Origin of the sequence: Empedobacter sp. UBA5528 (assembly GCF_002426075.1) — a bacterium.
GTDB lineage: Bacteria > Bacteroidota > Bacteroidia > Flavobacteriales > Weeksellaceae > Empedobacter > Empedobacter falsenii_B.
Genome location: NZ_DINY01000044.1, coordinates 17,212 through 34,428, shown reverse-complemented (window position 1 = coordinate 34,428; position 17,217 = coordinate 17,212). Strand labels below are relative to the sequence as shown.

At 31.1% G+C, this 17,217-nt stretch carries 20 protein-coding genes; 2 read left to right on the top strand and 18 right to left on the bottom strand.

The features are described from left to right. Window positions 1–15: 15 nt before the first annotated feature. From B4L98_RS10040 to B4L98_RS09965, 16 genes are read right to left on the bottom strand one after another with little or no spacing between them, the layout of a single operon-like run. A complete protein-coding gene (locus B4L98_RS10040) occupies window positions 16–555 on the bottom strand; it encodes a 3-oxoacyl-ACP synthase (RefSeq protein ID WP_286495637.1) in 540 nt (179 codons plus the stop codon). Then, window positions 548–1,696, bottom strand: a complete 1,149-nt coding sequence (locus B4L98_RS10035) for a beta-ketoacyl-[acyl-carrier-protein] synthase family protein (protein ID WP_291078168.1) — start codon at window positions 1,694–1,696, stop codon at window positions 548–550. The genes B4L98_RS10040 and B4L98_RS10035 overlap by 8 nt, the downstream gene beginning before the upstream one ends. Then, window positions 1,669–2,106, bottom strand: a complete 438-nt coding sequence (locus B4L98_RS10030; RefSeq protein ID WP_221854827.1) for an acyl-CoA thioesterase — start codon at window positions 2,104–2,106, stop codon at window positions 1,669–1,671. The genes B4L98_RS10035 and B4L98_RS10030 overlap by 28 nt, the downstream gene beginning before the upstream one ends. Continuing rightward, window positions 2,081–3,358: an ABC transporter permease gene (locus B4L98_RS10025; protein WP_221854826.1), complete on the bottom strand. Its 1,278-nt coding sequence runs from the start codon at window positions 3,356–3,358 to the stop codon at window positions 2,081–2,083. The genes B4L98_RS10030 and B4L98_RS10025 overlap by 26 nt, the downstream gene beginning before the upstream one ends. A 1-nt stretch (window position 3,359) precedes the next feature. Next, complete coding sequence (locus B4L98_RS10020; protein ID WP_221854825.1) at window positions 3,360–4,085, bottom strand: ABC transporter ATP-binding protein; 726 nt, start codon at window positions 4,083–4,085, stop codon at window positions 3,360–3,362. 6 nt (window positions 4,086–4,091) lie between these two features. Further along, window positions 4,092–5,093 carry a BtrH N-terminal domain-containing protein gene (locus tag B4L98_RS10015; RefSeq protein WP_291059088.1) on the bottom strand — a complete coding sequence of 334 codons (1,002 nt, stop codon included), beginning with the start codon at window positions 5,091–5,093 and terminating at the stop codon, window positions 4,092–4,094. Continuing rightward, complete coding sequence (locus B4L98_RS10010; protein ID WP_125350383.1) at window positions 5,077–5,481, bottom strand: hypothetical protein; 405 nt, start codon at window positions 5,479–5,481, stop codon at window positions 5,077–5,079. The genes B4L98_RS10015 and B4L98_RS10010 overlap by 17 nt, the downstream gene beginning before the upstream one ends. Then, window positions 5,478–5,933, bottom strand: a complete 456-nt coding sequence (locus B4L98_RS10005) for an ABC transporter permease (protein ID WP_114999652.1) — start codon at window positions 5,931–5,933, stop codon at window positions 5,478–5,480. Before B4L98_RS10005 ends, B4L98_RS10010 begins: the two co-directional genes overlap by 4 nt. A gap of 4 nt (window positions 5,934–5,937) precedes the next feature. Continuing rightward, window positions 5,938–6,378, bottom strand: coding sequence for a hypothetical protein (locus B4L98_RS10000; RefSeq protein ID WP_291059090.1), 441 nt, complete (start codon window positions 6,376–6,378; stop codon window positions 5,938–5,940). 3 nt (window positions 6,379–6,381) lie between these two features. Next, on the bottom strand, window positions 6,382–7,521 hold the full coding sequence (locus B4L98_RS09995; protein WP_280049818.1) for a beta-ketoacyl-ACP synthase III: 1,140 nt from the start codon (window positions 7,519–7,521) through the stop codon (window positions 6,382–6,384). A 1-nt stretch (window position 7,522) separates the two neighbouring features. Then, window positions 7,523–8,434: a dialkylrecorsinol condensing enzyme DarA gene (locus tag B4L98_RS09990; protein ID WP_291052746.1), complete on the bottom strand. Its 912-nt coding sequence runs from the start codon at window positions 8,432–8,434 to the stop codon at window positions 7,523–7,525. Window positions 8,435–8,484: 50 nt separating this feature from the next. After that, window positions 8,485–9,354 carry a lipid A biosynthesis acyltransferase gene (locus B4L98_RS09985; RefSeq protein WP_291046920.1) on the bottom strand — a complete coding sequence of 290 codons (870 nt, stop codon included), beginning with the start codon at window positions 9,352–9,354 and terminating at the stop codon, window positions 8,485–8,487. Between the two features lie 5 nt (window positions 9,355–9,359). After that, window positions 9,360–9,608 (bottom strand): acyl carrier protein, encoded by a 249-nt coding sequence (locus tag B4L98_RS09980; RefSeq protein WP_038332291.1) that lies wholly within the window; start codon window positions 9,606–9,608, stop codon window positions 9,360–9,362. A gap of 1 nt (window position 9,609) precedes the next feature. Then, complete coding sequence (locus B4L98_RS09975) at window positions 9,610–10,836, bottom strand: beta-ketoacyl-[acyl-carrier-protein] synthase family protein (protein WP_291046922.1); 1,227 nt, start codon at window positions 10,834–10,836, stop codon at window positions 9,610–9,612. Between the two features lie 5 nt (window positions 10,837–10,841). Next, window positions 10,842–11,573, bottom strand: coding sequence for a 3-oxoacyl-ACP reductase FabG (gene fabG / locus B4L98_RS09970; RefSeq protein ID WP_291046923.1), 732 nt, complete (start codon window positions 11,571–11,573; stop codon window positions 10,842–10,844). Window positions 11,574–11,576: 3 nt separating this feature from the next. After that, the gene (locus B4L98_RS09965; protein ID WP_038332296.1) at window positions 11,577–13,091 is read right to left on the bottom strand and encodes an HAL/PAL/TAL family ammonia-lyase; all 1,515 of its coding nucleotides are present in this window, start codon (window positions 13,089–13,091) and stop codon (window positions 11,577–11,579) included. An 88-nt stretch (window positions 13,092–13,179) separates the two neighbouring features. On the opposite strand from B4L98_RS09965, the gene B4L98_RS09960 reads away from it, so the two are divergent. Continuing rightward, window positions 13,180–14,421, top strand: coding sequence for an NAD(P)/FAD-dependent oxidoreductase (locus B4L98_RS09960; RefSeq protein ID WP_291046926.1), 1,242 nt, complete (start codon window positions 13,180–13,182; stop codon window positions 14,419–14,421). An 84-nt stretch (window positions 14,422–14,505) separates the two neighbouring features. Beyond that, entirely contained in the window at window positions 14,506–15,372 is an 867-nt protein-coding gene (locus B4L98_RS09955; protein ID WP_291059092.1) for a cupin-like domain-containing protein, read from the top strand. Between the two features lie 10 nt (window positions 15,373–15,382). On the opposite strand, the gene B4L98_RS09950 is transcribed toward B4L98_RS09955, so the two are convergent. Further along, the gene (locus B4L98_RS09950) at window positions 15,383–16,513 is read right to left on the bottom strand and encodes a carboxypeptidase-like regulatory domain-containing protein (RefSeq protein WP_280049813.1); all 1,131 of its coding nucleotides are present in this window, start codon (window positions 16,511–16,513) and stop codon (window positions 15,383–15,385) included. 54 nt (window positions 16,514–16,567) lie between these two features. After that, a complete protein-coding gene (locus B4L98_RS09945; protein WP_221855012.1) occupies window positions 16,568–17,176 on the bottom strand; it encodes a porin family protein in 609 nt (202 codons plus the stop codon). Window positions 17,177–17,217 lie beyond the last annotated feature (41 nt).

Here is a 17,217-nt window from a genome sequence, read left to right as displayed (position 1 = left end):
AAACTAATATTGTTTTTAATCTATTAAGTACATTTTCGCTTCGTAATCACCTTGTAAATAATCTACCCAAGCCAAAACAACTTTCTTTGCTTTGTTTTTTCGAATTAAATAATTCGCATATTTTTTTAATTGTTCTTCATTAAAATTTTTCGAAATAAAAAAAGCATTTTCTGTCTTCAATCCATGACGAATACTTACTTCACCTAAACAAATATTTGCTAATGTATAAACAAAAACAGCAGGACTTGGAAAAATTTCATCAGTAGATTGAATACTTTGTTGATGTTTCAAATCTGATTCTAAACTCGAATTTCGATTTGCAAAAACCAATGCAATATCTTGATTTTCATTTAAAGTATTCTCATCTTTCAACAAAATTTCGGCAGCTAAAAAAGCTAATTTACTTTGATAATCCATTTTATAAAATTTTGGATAATCAATTTCGAAAGATTTGAAGAAATTTTTCGAAAATATACCAAAATCTCCTGAAGAATCTTCAAAATGAAGTTCATCATTCAACCAAACTTGTTCGTTTTTAATCTCAACTTTAGTCATTCTGAACTTTTTTTAGAATAATTACAGCATTACTTCCTCCAAAACCAGATGAAGTTTTCAAGATAATATTGACTTCTTTTTGAAGATTTTCATTCAAAATATTTAATGGAACTGAAGTTCCTATTTCACTAAAATTATGACTTTTCAAAACTAAATTTTCTTCAGCTTGCTTCATCGCAATAATTAATTCCAACAATCCAGAAGCGCCCAATGTATGTCCATAAAAAGCTTTTAAACTATTTGTCAGAGTTTTATCCATTTGTAAACGATTAAAAGCAATTGCTTCCATTTCATCGTTATACAATGTCGCCGTTCCATGTGCCGAAATATAATCAATTTCATTTGATGAAATATTGGCTTCTTTCATCGCGACTTCTATACTCAAGACCAAACCTTCACCCGTTCGAGATGGTCCAGAAATATGATTTGCATCGTTAATTGAAGATTCACCCAAAATCTGAAAACTATTTTCTTCTTGACTTTTTGAAAGATAAACACAAGCCGCAGCTTCGCCTAAATTAACACCTTTTCTATCTTTGTCAAATGGTTTACATAATTCAAAATCCATTGCTTGAAAAGAATTGAAACCTGTCAAAACAAAATCTGTCAACTCATCCAAAGCCAAAACATATGCATCATCAAACTCATCAATTTCAATGAAACGTTTTGCAACATTAACTGCTAAAACTCCAGAAACACAAGCATTTGAAATGATAATTGGTTCAGTTTTAAATCCAAAATAATCTGCAATTTTCTTTGCAAAATTTGGAATTGAAACTTTTTCTAAAGAATCAGAAAGTTGATCAATATTTCCTTTTGTAGTTGAAAGTACAAAAGCAGTTCGTTGTGAAATTTTTGATTTTTCAATAATAGATTGAAGAGCTGAAATACCAATTATTTCTAATCGTGTATAATGTTGATTATCTTTTAGTTCATTTTTTAAATTTAAGAAAATATCATCCTCAATTTTCCCAGCATAAAAATTCTTTAAATGACCAAATGAATCAATTTTAGAAACAGCCGAATTTCCTTTCAACAATTCATTCCAATTTGTTTCAATTGAATTTCCGAAAGGCGTTAAAATATTTGCACGATTAATGTAAACTTTTTCCATTACAACAATCCTACTTTTTTCTTCCATTCTTCAAAAAATGGTGGCAATGTTAACATTAAATCTCCTTCGTTGTCTAAAAAAACTTGAGTCGTTTCTCCAATACAAACCAATTTTTCATCTTGATTGAAAATCTTGAATCTGTATATCATTTTAGCAGCCAAAGTATCTTCAAAAGTTGTTTCTACTCTACATTTATCGCCATATTTCAATGGAAATTTATGTTCACAAACCGACTTAATGATTGGTGTTACAAATCCGCTTTTTTGAATATCCAAATAACTAATCCCAAAATGACGTCCAAAAGCTTCCCTTCCATCTTCAAAATACGTAATATAATTCCCATGCCACACGATTCCCAACGGATCGGTTTCATTGAATCGTACTGCGAAATTGGAATTATGTACTAATGTTTTAATCTTCTCTTCTGAACTTATCATAATATATAGCGGCAAACAAGGTAATAATATAGAACAAAGTTAACAAAATAATATTCGGAACAATCTGAAGAAAAGATTGATTTCGCAGAATTAAACTATAATAGCCATCGAGTGCCCAATTCATCGGTGATATTTTCGCAAAATGTTGCATAAAATCTGACATCGCAAAAACTGGAATCCAAACACCACCAATTGCAGCTAAAATAACGACTAAAGTCGCTCCAAAAGGTGCAGATTGTTCTTGGGTTTTCGCAATTGTACCTATTAAAAGTCCTAATCCAATTGCTGCCAAAGAAGCAAATATAGTTAATCCGTAAATAGAAAATAATATGCCATCCGTTTTGAAACCTGGTAAATCAATCAATGGAAAGACTAATTTAGCGACACATAAAATCATTGTAAATTGCAATAAACTTATGATTAAATACGTGATGGTTTTTCCGATAATTTGAACAGAATAAGGCATTGGACTTGTTAATAGTCGAATATGTGTGCCTAAACTTTTTTCTTTTACAATGTTGATAGAAAGCGGAACAACAATAAAAAATATCGCAAATAATGTCCATGCAGGCACATTATGTTGTGTAACATTTGGTTTCAAAACTGATTTAGAATCTTCAGGAACAATCTCTTGAAAATGAATAAACTTCTCATTTTGAAATCCTAAATCATTTGATCCCATCTCTTGTTGAAATGCTTTGTAAATACTTTTATTCTCAGTATCTGTAATTAATTTATCCAAAACATTCGACACATTTTCTTTGAAAGCCAATGAAGTTGCAGGATCAAAGTATAATTTAATCGTTTTTGGATTGACTTGTTGATTATATTTAACTTGCGTGCTATCAAAAGCAAATTCGTTCAGAATTTTCTCAACATTTTGATTGATTTTATAATTCAAATCCTTTGATAATTTCGCTGGAATTACAATTCCAACTTGGTATTTTCCTTTAAAAACTTCAGTTTTCAGTTCATCTTCCGTTAATTTTTTCCCATTTAATTCAGTTACAATTTTTAAATTTCCTGAATGTGAAATATGTTTTTTTACAATCGCAGAAATACTACCTTGATCATGATCAATAAATAGAACAGGAATACTTGCTTCAGCAAAAGAATCATAGGTACTTTTCTGAATTTTAGTCACCGTAATAACCAAAATCAAAGGCATAATAAAAAGAATCACCAATCCGCCAATATCACGAATAAGTAATAAAATTTCTTTCTTTATACATGCTAAAAGTTGGCTCAACATATCACGATAATTTAGTTAAATTAACAAAAGCTTCCTCCAAATTATATACATTCACTTGCTTGATTAATTCTTTCGGTTCAGCTGTAACAATTGATTTTCCTTGATTCATAATCGTGACTTGCGTACAAAAATCTTCGGCTTCTGCCATATGATGAGATGTATAAACAATCGACATTCCTTGTTGATGAAGCTCTTGTAAATAGTCTAATAATGCAATTTTTGATTGTATATCAACGCCAACAGTTGGCTCATCTAAAAAAAGAATTTCTGGCTGATGAAGAATTCCTGCCAATAAATTAATGCGACGTTTCATTCCTCCCGAAAAAGAATCAATTTTTTTATCTAAAAACTTACTCATTCCTACTTTTTCAGTCAAAAGCTGAATCTTTTCGTGTAATTCTTTTGAAGGAACTTTATAAATTTTTCCAAAAAATTCTAAATTTTCTCTCGCTGTCAACGTTGGATACAACGCATATTCTTGCGGAACAATTCCAATGATTTTTTGAATCTTTTTTAAATCTGTTTTTTGATTTAAATTTTGAATCACAACATTACCAGAAGTTGGTTTAATCAATCCAGAAAGTATCGACATCAAGGTTGTTTTCCCTGCTCCATTTGGACCAAGTAAACCGTGAATTTCGTTCTGTTTTATCGTCAAAGAAAAATCTTCTAGCGCAAAAACATCAGAATTTTTATATTTTTTATATAATTTTTCAATTTCAATCATCTGTGACTAAATTGCTTTTCTTAAACGTTTAAAAAACGATTCTTCCAAATCTGCTAATTCCAATAATTGATCCGAAATCACATCGTAAATATCTTGTGCATTGTTTCGTTTTTTATAAACTCTTGATGCATTTAGAGCTAAATCTCGCCATTTATCCCCAATTGCAGAAATTTCTAAGGCAAAATCATTCAGATTTGGTTGATTCAATTTTTGTGAAGCTTCTTGTAAAAAAGCAGCATAAATATAACGAAAACCTCCACCTCCTGTCCCAATCTCTTCTTGCATTCGAATCATTTGTGCCAAAAAATAATTCGTTTTTGCATTCCCAATTTTCTTTGGCATTTTTTTAATTCGTTTCGCAACCATTCTGATTCCTCGAACACCAACAATCGGAACTGGTGCTAACATTTCACGACACATTTTCTTAATTCCTTTTTTGATTGCTTTCTCAAAATCTATATTTTCTGGAATAAATTCAGGATAATATAAATGTCCTTTTGGTGCTAAAACACCTTTCGAAAAACGCACTTTTTCTAACTCATTTTCAGTCAACTTTGTCGTTTCTTGCATCACAGGATCACTGATTAAATACGTTTGATCTTGCTTACCGAAAACAACTAAATTATGTCCGTTAAAATGAAATTTATATTCTTCTGGAAAATAAGTTAAATTATACACACCAACCTGTAAGCCGCAAGGTCGATTGGCCAAAAGCTGTTCATCTAAGAATGTTTGGGCAGATTTTGTAGAGCGAAATTTATGACGTTTAACCTTTATACCAAGATTTTTTGCTGCACGATTAAAAATCATTCCTGGCATCGGACGATAACTAATTGCAGGTGCGTGATTGACTTTTAGAAAAGGTAAAAACACAAAAAAAAGTCCTGAGCCAATTCCAAAAATCATTGGTTCTGAAATCTCAATTCCTTTATTTTTTAATAAATTAGATGCTACTCCATTTTCGCAATGTGCTGATTGAAAATGTTTAAAATCAGTTATGGTTTCCATCAAAGTTTTTTAATTCATCAACCGAAATTTCAAAAGCTTCGGCATATTTTTTTAGTGTTGATTCTTTTAATTTTGAGAAAACAGTTGGTTTCGCATGTCTTTTGACAAAAATCTTCCAAATTTCGACATAATTAGACAAAATTTCCCAATCCATACGTTTCAATTCCATGAAATATAAAATTGGACTTGCTTTTCCATCAATTACTTTTTGTCTTGCTTCCTCTATACGTTCCTCCAAAATTTTTAAGGTTTCGGACTGAACAATATTCTTCGCTTCCCAACCCGCACTCAATGTTTGGGAAAATTCTCCCTGTTCATCAATTGCGTAATAAACTTCGTTGAAATTCTTGAGATGTCCTTTATCTTGTGGTACTTCAGATTGTTTCATTTTTTATGGTTTTGAAGCATTAAATTCATTGTAGCTGTCGCAATTATTTCGTCATTCAATATAACTTTTGCTTGCATCAAACTAATTGTAAATTCATCGTAATCAAAAACTTCTAACAACGTTGCTTTTGTTATAATGGTTTGATTAACTTTTGGCAATTGCATAATTTCAGCTTGTTTAATCGAACTAATAAAACCTATTACATCACCTTTATGTACATCAGAAAAATTGATAAAATAATTTTGTCCAATAATTGTCGAACAAACTTGCGCCATATTTTCCAATAAACCAACTTCTGCAAAATATTCGTTCTGAATAAATAATTGATTCGATTTTATCGTAAATAAAGCTTCAACATAGGTTTTCTCAATCCAAGAAATCTTGTCTACAAAAAGCATTGGTTCACGATGTGGAAGAAATTGTTGAATATCAATTTCCTGATTTACTTTCATAAAATTATGTTTCTGCAATCACTGTTTTCATCTCTCCTTTTGCAATTACTTCTCCTTCTATCTTTGTTTCAATCGAAACCAAAGTCACTCCCATTACTTCGTGCAAAATAGTTGCTGTTGTTGTTAAATTCTCATTCACTTTTGGCAAACGATTAATCTCTATTGATTTCATCGAGCCAATATATCCTGTTGGAACCGATTCATCTCGAATGTAAAATTGATAACCTGTATACAAAGCAACTGTTTGTGCCATGTGTTCTAATATTCCAGATTCTTTCAATTGATTATTTTCGACAAAAATCGAATCGTTTTTGACCGTTAAGCCTCCAACAACTTTTTCCTCTTCATATTCAAAAATAGCATTTACCATAATAATTGGTTCACGCTGTGGAATCAATTGTTTGATAAATCCTATTGTATGATTGGGTAATTGTATTTTATTCATTTTTTAAACGACTGTTAAATAGACGTACGAATACGAAAAACGCCCACTTTCTGGTACACAAAGCATAATACGATCTCCTTTTTTAAGATTTCCGTCTTGAAATAGTTCGTCAAGCATCAAAAAAACAGACGCTGAACCCACATTTCCAACTTTGCTTAAATTCATAAACCATTTCTCTAACGGAATATAAATATCTCTCTTACAAAATTCGTCATATAAACCTTGAACAAAATAATTTGACGAGACATGCGGTAATAAATAATCAATTTCATTTGAAGATAATTGATGTTTATCCATTGCAGCTTTCATGCTTTCTACGCCTTTTATCAAAATATTATCATTCAGAACTTTGACATCTTGTTTCAAAGAAAAAACGGATTCTTTTAACCATTCTTCCGAAGAAAAATCGCTCCAAGATTTCATTTCTCCATTCGGTAATTTATCACCTCCGGCATACATACATGTTTCCAATTCGTGTGCGTAAGAATAAGATTCCATCCACTCTATTTTAAGCGAAATCGAATCTTCGTTTGGTTGATTTTGCAATAAAAAAGCTGCGGCCCCATCTGATAACATCCAACGTAAAAAATCTTTTTTGAATGCTATAATTGGTTGCTCTTCTAATTCTTTTAAATTCTCAACTTCATGCTCAAATTTTTCTGCTTTCATCCATGTCGAAACTCGCTCAGAACCTGAACAAACTGCATTTTTAGAATTACCTGACTTTACCGAAAGATAACCAAATTTCAGCGCATTCATCCCCGAATTACAAACTCCCGAAGAAGAATTTAACTCTACCGAAACACTATTTTGCAATAAACCGTGTACCATCGCGGCATGAGAAGGCAACAACAAATCTGGCGTTGAAGTCCCACAAGACAACACTTCTACCTCATTTTTTGTGAACTGTGTATCAAATAAATTTGTAATTGCATTACTCGTCAATTCGGCATTAGAATGTGTGACATTTCCAGTTTTATCGAGAGCGTAATAACGCGTTTTGATTCCATTATTTCTTAAAACGATTCTTCGAGCTTTTGAAGGAATTTGATTAATTTTTCCTAAAAAATCTTCCATTTCTTCGTTAGAAATTGGTTGATTTGGCAAAAACTTCGACGTTTTCGTTATATATACATTTTGCATATTATTCTATTCCTTGAAAATATTTTACCTGTTTTTTATATTTAAAATAGTTGAACGGATAAAATATAATATATAACAAATTTACTAGTGGAGATATTATCCAAATAGCTAAAATTAAATAATAATAAAAGAATTTCAAATACTTTTCTCGCTGTTTACCTTGTTTAGAATCAATAATTTTAGACCAAACTTTAAACATTCGATTCCCTTTTGTATCAACAGAAACTAAAAAAGGTTTTACCTCAACGGCTCCAGATTCAATTAAGTTTTCTTGTAGATTAGAGTAATTATTATTTTGGATTGAATTTAGAATAATTTTACCAAATCTTCTACTTTCTTGAATAGTTTTTTCACTAATTCCTGGCAAAGGCAACAAATTGAACATTCGTTTTTTAACGCCCGAAAACATCCAATTTACAATTGTCATTGCACTTACTAAATTTGGTGTATGATCGACCAATGCGATGTTTCCGACTAATTTAGACTGTCGTTCTTTTAATATGGTTTTGATTTTTTCTTGTGCCAAAAACCACATATTTCGCGAACCACTAATTGTAATTATTTTAGAATTTTCTAAAATTTGCTGTACTTGTTTATCCTTTAAAAAAGAATTTATTTGAATAGATGGTGATAAAAACCAAACTTGATAATACAATAAAATTAAATCATATTTCTGATTCAAGATTTCAGTCGGAATTGGTTTAATCTTCTTTTCTTTTTGAAGAAAACTATCTGGAAAAGCATTGAAAAAAGAATAAAAATCCCACGGAAAAGGAAATTCCTCTTCCATTTCTATCTTGTATTTCGTTAAATTAATATCTTGATTTTGAACTAAATCATATGTTGTTTGATCGACAATCTCATTTAACTGTCCTGACTGAGAGTAATAAACAACTAATACGTTGCATTTCATGTAAAAGTTTAGGTTTTTTAGTGGTTTGAAAATTCATATTGTGGGCTAATTTACATCCAAAAATCGAAATAATTAAACCATTGATAAGGATATTTTTTTACAATGGTTTCTAGATTGACGCAAAACTCTTTCAAAAGTGCATTTGCATCACGATGTTTGAAATTTGCTTGACGCGCATATAAGTGATAGTGTAGATTTTTTTCCTTCATTACATACACAAAAGCAACGGGCACTTTCAAGCGAGAAGCAATAGAAAATGGTCCTGCAGGAAAATTAGCTTGTTTTCCAAGGAGCACTTCAGACATCGTTTTATTTCCCTCGAAATAACGATCTCCTGTAAAACAAATTAATTCGTTTCGACTAAGCGCATTATTTATTTCGAAAATATGAGATAAATCTTCTTGAATCAAGATAAACTTTACCGAAGGTTTCTTCGAAATACTTTCTAAATATTCTTTGATAACATTTCGTTCTAAATCTGTTGTAACCAAATTAATTTGACAATCAAAGTCAATATCTGCAAAAAAATGTTCAGCAACTTCGAAATTACCAACATGTGCACTTATTAAGATTCCGCCTTGTTTTTGATTCAATAGATTTCTTAATAATTCTATTCCATCAAATTCGTACGAATATTTGTTACGTAAACCTGCATTAATCGCTGTTTTATCAATCAAGGCTTGTCCAAAAGTATAGTAACTTTTGTAAACACTTAAAATTGATTTGAAAACCGAAAAATTTAATCGATAACGAAAGTATTCGTAAATAGATTTGTTACTGCTATAAGCCGTTATAAAATAATAAAAAGCTACAAAAATTAAGACTGAGTAAGCAGCCTTAATTCCGAGCTTTTTCATAACGTTGACAAATATTTTGTATCCCAGGACCGTTCCTTTAGAACGACCATCCCATTGTTTCATATCTGTTATTTATTCTCTAACTTTTGTTCTACAATTGCATAGAAATCTTCAAAAGTTATCATATTTTGAAAATCTTCTTTAATTAATTTCACACCGAAATTAGATTCAATGATTACCACTAAATCAACATAGTCCAAACTATCTAAATCTAAAGATTCTTTAATATTTTTTTCCTCTGAAATCACAGAAGGATCAACTTCAAATTCATCAATTAAGATAGCATTTAATTTTTCAGCGATTTTACTTTTCACCATATTAGGAGTTAAATTTTTTAATTACTAAGGCAGAATTCGTTCCACCAAATCCAAAAGAATTCGACAAATATACATCAAATTCTTTATTTAAGGTTTCTTTAACAATGTTTAATTTAACTGAATCTTCGTCTGCTTCTTCGAAATTAATATTTGGTGCAATAAAGTTATTCATCATCATTAAGTTAGAATAAATAATCTCACTTGCTCCTGCCATCCAACATTCGTGTCCCGTCATCGATTTTGTAGAACTTACAAAAGGTTTCGTTTTTCCAAAAACTTGGTCAATCGCTTTTGCTTCGTTCGCATCACCAACTGGCGTAGAAGTCGCATGTGCATTGATATATTGAATTTCATCAGCAGAAATTTTTGCTTGTTTCAACGCTCTATTCATTGCAATTGCTGGCCCATCTACATTTGGCGTAGAAATATGTCCACCATTCGACGAAAAACCATAACCCAAAACCTCAGCAATAATTGGCGCACCACGTTTTACTGCGGATTCATAGCTTTCTAAAATCAATGTTGCTCCACCTCCACTCGGCACCAATCCATCACGATTTTTATCGAAAGGACGACAAGCTTGTGTAGGATTTGCTTCATTTTCGGAAAAAACACCCAAACCATCAAAACTTGCCATTGCATACTTATTAATCTCCTGTGCTCCTCCACAAATAATCATATCTTGCAGACCATCTTTGATCATCATATAACCTAATCCAATCGAATGCGAACCACTTGCACAAGCTGCACTAATCGTAAAACTAATTCCAGTCAACTCAAAAATTGTTGCAAGATTCATGGTTACAGTAGAATTCATTGACTTGAAAATCGCTCCAGAACCAATTAATTCAGTATCTTTTTTCTCACGAACAATATCTATTGCATCAATAATTGCTTTTGAAACACTATCGTTTCCATATATAATTCCGACCTCGTTAGTCTTGATATACTCTTCCGTCAAATTAGCATTTTTCAACGCTTCTAAAGTTGCCATATAAGCGAACTCTGTTTCTTGACCAATTGTAATTCGTTGTCGACGATTCAAAAAAGGTTTCAAATCTGGTACTGGAACAGTTCCCGTCAAAGCTGATTTAAAGCCAAATTCTTTGCGTACTTCATCAAAAATAATTCCTGATTTTCCTTGACGCAAAGATTCTGTTACCTCTTCTAATGATGTTCCTAAGCAAGAATAGATGCCCATTCCTGTTATTACTACTCTTTGACTCATTTTATCTAAGAATAAATTCCTCCATTTATATTAATAACCTCTCCTGTGATATAACTCGATTTTTTAGAAACCAAAAAGCTTACCAAATCAGCAACTTCTTCGGCTTTTCCAAAACGATTTGCTGGAATCAACTTCTTTAATTCTTGTTGATCCAATTCATCTGTCATATCCGTTTCGATAAAACCTGGTGCAACAGCATTCACAGTTACATTACGTTTTGCTATTTCTTGTGCCAATGCTTTCGTAGCACCTATCACAGCAGCTTTTGCAGCAGAATAGTTTGTTTGTCCTGGCGTTCCTTTCAAACCAGAAACAGAAACTATATTAACAATTCTTCCGAATCTATTTCTCAATAATGGATTAATAAAGAAATGAGTTACGTTGTAAAAACCATTCAAGCTTGTATTAATCACATTTGACCAATCTTCTTGAGAAATCCACATAAACAAATTGTCTTTCGTAATACCTGCATTGTTTACAATAACTTCTACAATTGCATCTGTATTTTTCTCTGTCCATTCGGTTAAAACTTGTTGCGTTTGATTTGCATCAGCCACATCAAATTTTAAAATTTCTCCTGTTCCTCCTAATGCTTCAACTTCTTTCAAAGTCTCTAACGCAGCAGCTTCATTCGAATTATAATTTATCAAAAGATGATAATCATGTTCTTCGGCAATTTTCAAACAAATTGCTTTTCCAATTCCACGAGAACCACCTGTTACAATTGCACATTTCATGCTTTAGTTTACTTTATTATTTAGTAAATATTTTTTAACTTCCTTAAGATAAGGATAAATCACCTCATCTTCTTTAAATACAGGAACAATTTTACGAATCGAATCATAAAATGCTTTCCCTTTCGAAGATAATTTATCTTGTATTTGTAGAAATTCTATCGCTTGCGTTACAGCCATACTCTGAACCGTCAACACTTCGAACGTATTATCAATCACTTTTGCACAAATCGTAGCCGCATTTGTTCCCATACTCACAATATCTTGATTATCATTGTTGTTTGGAATACTATGCACATACATTGACGTAGAAAGTGTTTGATTTTCAGCTGTTGTAGAAGTCGCCGTAAATTGAGCAGCTTGCAAACCGAAATTAAAACCAAGCGTTCCTAAATTGACAAAAGGTGGTAAAATATTATTGATTTTTGGATTGACTAAATAGTTTAATTGACGTTCACTTAGCATTGATAGACGCGTAACAGCCAATTTTAATTTATCCAATTCTAATGAAACATAATCGCCATGAAAATTTCCTCCATGATGAACAGTTTGATTTTCAACATCGATAATTGGATTATCACTCGCCGAATTTATTTCATTTTCTAGTACTTCTTTCGCGGCATTCCAAGTATCATAAATTGGTCCTAAAATCTGAGGAACACAACGCAACGAATAATATTCTTGTACTTTTTCTTCAAAAATTTTCTCAGTACGTTCTTGATATAATTCGTCTGCACGTTTTTTGACTAATTTGCTATCATTCAAAAAATCGGTCATTTTATTCGCCACATAACGTTGACCAACATGTTGTTTAGCCTCGTTCAACGGTTTTGAATAATGATCATCAAAAGATTGTACAATTTCATTCATCATCGAGCTTAACGTAATCGAAAGATTAATTAATTGATTAACTTTAATCAAATTTACCATTCCAATTCCCGTCATTACCGAAGTTCCGTTCATAATTGATAAACCTTCGCGAATATGAACTTCTATTGGTTGAAGATTTTCAAGTTCAAACACTTCTTTCGTCGATTTGATTTCTCCTTTATAAAAAACTTCTCCTTCTCCAATTAATGTCAAAGCCAAATGCGCCAATTGAACCAGATCTCCACTAGCACCAACGCTTCCATGTTGATAAATGACAGGTAAAATATCACGGTTTACTAATTCTTGCATCAATACTAAAACTGAAGGATGAATCCCAGAATATCCCAACGAAAGCGTATTAAAACGTGCAATAACCGCAGCTTTTGTTTGGTCTAACGTCAACGGTTCTCCAATTCCTGTACAATGACTTCTGATTAGATTATATTGAAGCTGAATTGTATTTTCATCTTCAATACGATATTGTGCCATTGGTCCAAAACCTGTATTTACGCCGTAAATTATTTTATTTTTTGAAAATTCTTTTAAAAATTTAAAACTATTCTCCACACGATCAAATGTTGATTTATCAAGCAATAATTTTTTATTCTCAAAAAGTATGTTTTCTATAGTGTCAATTGTTAATTTTGTCATGTTATTGATTAGGTAAAAGATTTATCGATTTTGGTTATTTACTCCCTCAATCAGTTGCAAAAATAATTAAAAAACTATACAAAAAGTCATGATTGAAAATACAGATGTTTTAATCATTGGTGCAGGACCTTCGGGATCGGTTGCAGCAGCCTATTTAAGAGAAAAAAACATTAAAGTTATTGTTTTAGAAAAAACTCAATTTCCCAGAATTGTTGTTGGTGAAAGTTTGATCCCTCGCTCTATGGATCATTTTGAAGAAGCTGGATTGTTACCTTATTTAGAGAAACAAAATTTCGAAGTAAAACCTGGTGCGAGATTTATTCGAGGCGAACAAATTTGTATTTTCGATTTCAGTAAAAAGTTTGGGAAAGGACAAGATTGGACTTGGCAAGTTCCGCGTGCTGATTTCGACATGACTTTAGCTGATGCAATTATAGACAAAGGTGCAGATTTGCGTTTTAATGAAGAAGTAATTGATGTTCAATTTGAAGGAAAAAAATCGATTACAACTGTAAAAAAACAAAATGGAGAAACGTATCAAATCAATGCAAAATTTTTGATTGATGCGAGTGGATATGGACGCGTTTTACCACGATTATTAAATATTGATAGTCCATCAAAACTAAATCCACATTCAGCAATTTTCACACATATTAATGATGTTCGTCGCCCTGAAGGTCAAGAAAGAACGCAGATTTCTTTTGATATTATTGAAACGAAAGTTTGGTTGTGGGTAATTCCTTTTTCGAATGGAAAAACAAGTGTAGGGATCGTTGGCCCAACAGATTATATCAATCAATTATCAACCAATCAAGATACAACAGAAGCTTTGCAAAATGCAATTCAAAAATCCGATTTTTACGTCAATCGTTTTGGTAATTTACCATTTGAATTTAACCCAATTTGGTTAAAAAATTATTCCGCTGCGGTGACTAAAATGTTTGGAGATGGTTATGTTTTGACAGGAAATAGTACCGAGTTTTTAGACCCTGTCTTCTCTTCTGGTGTTTGTTTCGCAACAGAAAGTGGTTTGAAAGCTGCTAAGCTTGCTATTAAAGAAATGAATGGCGAAAAAGTAGACTGGCAGACAGATTACGAAGATTATATGAAAGAAGGTATCGATGTTTTCACCACTTATGTGCAAGAATGGTACACAGGAAATTTGCAAGAATTATTTTTCCATCAACCTGAAAATCCTGATGTCAAAGAAAAAATTTGTGCTGTTTTAGCGGGATACGTTTGGAACAAAGAAAATCCATTTGTAAAAAAACACAATAGTGTAATTCGGAATATGGCGTATCTGATTCGAATGGTTAAAGAAACAGAATAAATGAAAAGTCAACAATATGTTGGCTTTTTTGTTTTTAATTCAGATAGATTCTCTATTTTTGAGTAATCCAATACTTTAAAACGCATGCAATTTCAGACTATTGATACAGTTGAATCAATTTCGAAAGAAGATTTCATCAAAAATTATCTCAAAAAAAGGAAACCTTTGTTATTGAAAGGTTATGCGAAGAATTGGAAAGATTTTGACAAATGGAATCTCGATTATATCAAAGAAAAAGCTGGAGAACAAATTGTACCTTTATACGATAGCAAACCTGCTGATGCTAACAAAAGTTCGGACACTCCTGCTACACATATGAAGTTTAATGAATATGTAGATTTGATCAAAAAAGAGCCCTCTGATTTGAGAATTTTTTTCTTTATCATCAAAGATAAAATTCCCGAATTACTCAAAAATTTCACTTATCCTGATCTAGGTTTAAAATATTTTGAACGTTTGCCTACACTATTTTTTGGAGGAAGTGAAGCTAAAGTTTTGATGCATTATGATGTCGATATGACGGATTTCATTCATTTTCAGTTCCAAGGTGATAAACGAATTTTGTTGTTTGATCCAAAACAATCCAAAGCTTTATATAAAGTTCCACTTTCGGTACATACAATTTACGAAATTGATTATGATCATCCCGATTACGAAAAATTCCCAGCTTTGAAACACGCAAAAGGTTTTGATTTTGTCATGAATCATGGCGATGCTTTATTTATCCCACGTGGTTATTGGCATTATAATCGTTATTTAGAAGCAGGATTTTCAATGTCTTTACGCGCCTTTCCTAATGAGTTTTTTCAAGTGATGAATACCATTTATCATGTATTTATTATGCGCTATACAGATAAGTTAATGCGCAAGATTTTTCAACTAAAATGGATTCATTTTAAAGAAAAATGGGCTATAAAGAAAAGCCATCGTTATTATGGAATTAAGAAATAGGTTTTAAATATTACTCAATTTTATAATCCATAGGAACCATGTTTGCTATTTTTTCCCAGCTCCAATATCCTTCAACAACCAAATTAGCAGGATGGTAATATGTACCATTTTCTTCAATTTTTAATAAATCGCTTTTTATAGCGAAAATAGAAAGTTGGTTCGAAATATATTTTGCACCATTCTGTTTTGCATAGTCCAAATCCTCTTTTTCATTTTTGTATTCAACTGAATATAATCCTTTAAAATTAAGATACTGATTATTATTATCAACGATTTTCAAACTATCAGATGGAACTTTTTGATTAACTAAGTAAGTAATTATTTTTGGAGGAACTTTACCTTCAATTCTACCTCCTAACAAAGTTTCTTCTTTAAATTTTATGTATTCAGGATTATCCTTGCGAATCAATCGTTTTATATCATATCCTTCTTCCTCAATTTTATTCTCATAAACTGCTTTCATAAAATGAGTAATACTTCCTAAATAAGATTTACGACGATTTTCTTGCCATTTTTTTTCTTTAGAAGCTGATGATTTTAACTCAGTAAAAAGTGCTGTTCCAAGAGTTAAGACATAATTTGACTTAAAATCAACATTAAAATCAACCAAGTCATACTCGATTTTATAACCTAAGTAATTGTTTGTAATGATTAAAGGATTTCTAGAAGTAGCAGATAATTGTCGTGTATTTTTATCATATTTAAACCTTAAGTCTTTCGAATTTTCTATTTTGCATTTTTTTGCAGCTTCATTACTTCCCAAAAACAATTTCAAAAAAGTCTGATAATAATACAACCAATCTTCTTTAGATATTGCTTGAACAACTGTTTCTTGCAACGCTACCACTTCAGGTTCTAAAACTACTTTATAAAATGTAATTTGATTTGTATTAACATTCAAAATATAATTTTCAAACAAACTTGCACGAACAATTAAGTTATATTGTCCATTAGGAAGACTTAGTTCAAATTCACCTTTTTCGTTCGTTTTTGATTTAATCGTAGAATTATCGACATAGATTTCAGCATTAATAATTGGAAGCGATTTTTCATCAATCACTTTTCCTTTAATTGTATTTTGTGCAAATAGATTACTACTAATTAAGAAAAAACCTAAAATAATAATTTGTTTAAAATTCATTGACTAAATTTTAAAACAAGATAATAAAAAAACCGCTATAAAGCGGTTTTGAATTTATTTGAAGAAATATGTAATTCCTAAAGTTAAAAATGATGAACGATTTGTTCCATTATCCCAACGTTTATAGTCGTAAGTATCTATTAAACCATATTGATAGCGTAAATTAATTTCGTATTTTCTATCAATAGAATATCCACCACCAATATTAAATGCTAAATCAAACGATTTTGGAACATTATTTTCTCTTTCAGGTTCATTTTCATCAAATTTTTCTGATACTTTGAAACCTAATTGAGGACCACCTTCAACGAAGAAATCTTTTCCTTGATCATCAAAATAGTATTTATACATAATTGGAATATTGATATAATTTAAGAAAGCTTTGTATTTCTCTCCACCTTCTTTATATAACGAATATTCACCTTGAGTAGTATATAAAACTTCGGCTTGTAAATAATGATTTTCGTTTCGAGTAGTTAATTGATATTTTGCAACTCCTCCAACTAAAAATCCAACTCTCTCTTTAGAAACTCCATGAACAATAGTTGTGTTACTAAGTCCAACACCTCCTTTAACTCCAAATTCGATTTGAGCAAAAGAAAAAGTAGATAAACTTAAAAGAAATAAACTTAATAGATTGGTTTTTAAATTTTCATAAGTTATTGTATAATTTTAACAAAATTAAAGCTTTTTTTAATACAAAC